The sequence below is a fragment of the Fictibacillus sp. Mic-4 genome (assembly GCF_049843615.1).
Classification (GTDB): domain Bacteria; phylum Bacillota; class Bacilli; order Bacillales; family Fictibacillaceae; genus Fictibacillus_A; species Fictibacillus_A gelatini.
Window position 1 is genome coordinate 1 of sequence record NZ_JBBHZM010000082.1, and the last position, 3,326, is coordinate 3,326.

Below are 3,326 nucleotides of genomic sequence, written 5' to 3' on the forward strand. Positions count from 1 at the left end.
GATAACATGAGGATTTACAAAGACTGCATATGCTTTAGCATTATTGCCTTCAACACCCGACTCACCTTTAAATAAAAGTCCTTTTTTAACTAAGGAATTGATTGCTAAACTAGTATTTTGCCTTGAAATACCTATTAGTTTTGCAATCTCTGAAACATTAGCAGGAACGGGATTTTTAGCTTTAATATCATGAACAATACAATTACTTGAAAAAGCTATAAAAGGGGTTATATCGCTTAAAAACACCTTTTCTTTATTAGTTAAATAGCCATTTGCATTTAAAAAGCCTAGGTTCTCTTGCAATGATTGAGCAAACCTCACTTTCGATTGTGGTGAGCGTTTAGTCCCTATGTAAAGGTCTTTCCCAGTAGCCTTACTTAATAATTCCATAGCATTTTCAAGTTGGTCTTGAGGGATTCCCCCATGATCCAAAGCATATTGAAGCTTTTCTAAATCAAAATCTCTTTTTCTAGCCTTTTTCTCGGCTTCGTTAAAATCTACAACTTTTGCCATAAAATAATTCTCTCCCTTGTGTGGAAGGAATTAGCCCCTATGTGGTAGAATACACTTATAACAGTATAAATAAGGGGCTAAGCCCTTGAATTGATACGAGAAACCGCCAGCCGTCCAAAGCTAAGGCGGTTTTTCTCGTTTATAAATCTTTCTCTATCATAGCATTAAAACCCTTTTTTAAGGCATTTCCCAGCCGAAAAGGGAAAAGAGGTACTTTATCACCAAATACAACGGAACGACGCATACGGCCGTTCCTAAGCCGTATTTAAGGGCATCTAGCCAGTAAGTGACAATAGCACCCTTCTTAACGTTCGAAATCAATTTCATGGCTCTGCTCTCGAGTCCGTTCATGTTTTCGTTCATTTTGGCGGTCATCTCTTTCATGCTGCTGCTTAACATTCCCTCGATTTCGCTCATTTTTTGAAGGGTCTGCTGATTGTTCGCGGACATCTCTTTCTTGCCATTTCCCATATGATTCAGCAGTTGATTGGCGTAATCTCTCTGCGTGTCGTCTAGCTTTTTCAAAATCGAAATCATCTTGTCCTGAACGTCCTGACTGGTCTTTCTGATTTTCGAAAGTTCGTGGTCTATCGTCATTTGGCTTGTCCCGTCTTTGTCCATGTGAACTCTGATGTAGCTTTTCATGAGACCGTTCAGCTCGGCTGTCTCCTTCATGAGTTGCTTCAGTTCTTCCATTCTCGAATCCTGCGGAACTTGATATGTCGGCGCTTCCTCGCTCTTGACCACGTTCAATTTTTCTTTCAAACTCATGGGCTAACGTCTCCTTTTCGTAAGCTAAACCAAGCTTTTTCCCCCTCACAAAGCGTTCTGAATCGGGGTGCTTGAAGCTAATATTTTTATTAGTGATTTTGGTTTCGATATTAAACTCTTTTTTTAATTTATCGGCTAGATCGTCAAGGCTACGAGCCTTTTCTTTGGTGTGGTCAATACACTCCCGAATTTCGTCTTTCCAACTGTCTTTCCCTTTTTCTAAAAGGGATTTTTCAGCCAACGTATAGCGAGTTTGCGCCGAAGGCTCTTTCACAACAGAAAGCCCTCTCTCTAAGCACAAGCGGTCGCTCACCTCACGAATGTTGTATAAATCCTTTTTTGAGGACTGATATTTCTTGCCATCTTCAAAACTGACCGCATTGATGACAATGTGATTATGTATGTGGTCTTTGTCTGTATGCGTGTAAACCACTGCTTCATGACCTTTCGCTATTTCCCTGGCTAAATCCTGCCCGATTTGGTTTGCCATTTCGGGAGAAACTTCTCCTGGCTTAAACGATTGAATGACATGGTGGGCTTGAATACCGTCTGTTTTGCCCCACAGTTCCCTTGTAGCCTTAAATTGAGCCTTGGCATAGTCAGCAGGGCAATTGACCCCTTCACGCTCCTCTGCTCGCTTCTCAGCGTACGAAATCAGCTTATTGGCTACTTTTGTATTGCCAAGTTGAATTGTTGCCATAAAGCGTGCAACTCCTTCTGTACGTCCTGCAATTCCTCTGCAGGAATTGCCTTGCCCTCATTTGCTCGCCTGCTCAACTGGTTCACGTTGTTCCCAATGGCTCGCAACTGGCGGGCTATCTCGAATGCTCCCTCCCGATCAATCTTGGGAGGTGCCATTCTCGCCCCTTGTGCCTTCTTCTTGCAGAAGGTAGGCACACTCATTCCAGAACCTTTCGCCATCTGCTCAAGTTTCTGAAATTCGAGGTCGCTCACACGAAATTTAATCTGCCGATTCTCTTTCCTGTTCTCGCCCAAAACGACCGCCCCTCCTTTCCAATTTTCAATTGGAGTAATGCCTTATACTCGGTTGTCTTGTCTCCGAGTATATCAGCATTACGTAGGGTTGGCAAGCTTCGTATTTGGTACCCAAATACAGCTTGTTGGGGCGAGCCCCAAACCCCCTAAGACCTTGGGCTTTGCCCAAACCCACAAGGGGAAATTTTCCCCTTGACCCCCTCCAAAAAACTCCCCCAACCCCCTCAATTTTTGAGGGGGCTCCCTCGCCGGTAGGCAGGTCAAAAGGTGAACTTTTGACACACCAAGAGGGTCTTGGTGAAGTGAGTCTGTCAACTCCTTATCCTCCCTTCGGTCCGGTACCGTTGACAGACACCATAAATCGCCCTCTATGCGTTTTTATGGTTGTACCCTAAGTTAAGTAAGGCAAAATCAAAACAAGCCCCTTAAAAGGCAAATATGAAGCTTACAGGGGCATATCGAGATTAAAGGAGACAAATCTTTATAGGTTTTTCCCCTTGTTTTGAGGTGGGAGCTGGCTGGGGGTGTGGGGGCTAGCCCCCGCATTGCGTAGATCCATAAGGCAAAAGAACAAATCTATGAACGGTTGCTCTGGCGGTTTTGGCGGTACGATGGCAGGAGCAAGCTAACCTCCGAGGTTCCTCGTTTTGAGTATGGTTAGCTTGGCGACATACGACCACCGCCAAAATTTCGGAAAGCAAGGGGGAAAGGGTGGAGATTTTTTTGAGCGATAGCGTTCCGAAGGACAAAAAAATACTACCCGAACCTTGCTTGGAGAAAAGCCCTTATATATAGAGTGAGAAGGGAGAGGCTTTTAAAAGTGTAAAAAAGGTTGATATATCAGTGGTTTTGGAGATTTTCGTATGTCACGAAAACATGACACATGTGTCATGAAAACATGACATACGAAACTATAAAAAAGACCGTATCAAAAATGATACAGTCTAAAATAATTTATCTGGTAAATCCTTTAATATTGGCATTTTCATAGCTTTATGAAACATGACTTGTAAGGCTTCATTTACACTGTCTTTATCTCCTGCATA

3 protein-coding genes and 1 pseudogene are annotated in these 3,326 nt (G+C 43.1%); all 4 read right to left on the reverse strand.

The features are described 5' to 3' along the window. Positions 1 to 513, reverse strand: a 513-nt coding sequence (locus tag WD019_RS21450) for a MarR family transcriptional regulator (RefSeq protein WP_425712781.1), incomplete at its 3' end; no start/stop codon positions are given. 304 nt (positions 514 to 817) lie between these two features. Beyond that, positions 818 to 1,984: a relaxase/mobilization nuclease domain-containing protein gene (locus tag WD019_RS21455; protein WP_279693946.1), complete on the reverse strand. Its 1,167-nt coding sequence runs from the start codon at positions 1,982 to 1,984 to the stop codon at positions 818 to 820. After that, complete coding sequence (locus WD019_RS21460) at positions 1,951 to 2,280, reverse strand: MobC family plasmid mobilization relaxosome protein (protein WP_279693945.1); 330 nt, start codon at positions 2,278 to 2,280, stop codon at positions 1,951 to 1,953. The genes WD019_RS21455 and WD019_RS21460 overlap by 34 nt, the downstream gene beginning before the upstream one ends. Positions 2,281 to 3,224: 944 nt before the next feature. Then, positions 3,225 to 3,326: pseudogene (locus WD019_RS21465) on the reverse strand (MarR family transcriptional regulator); the annotation flags it as partial.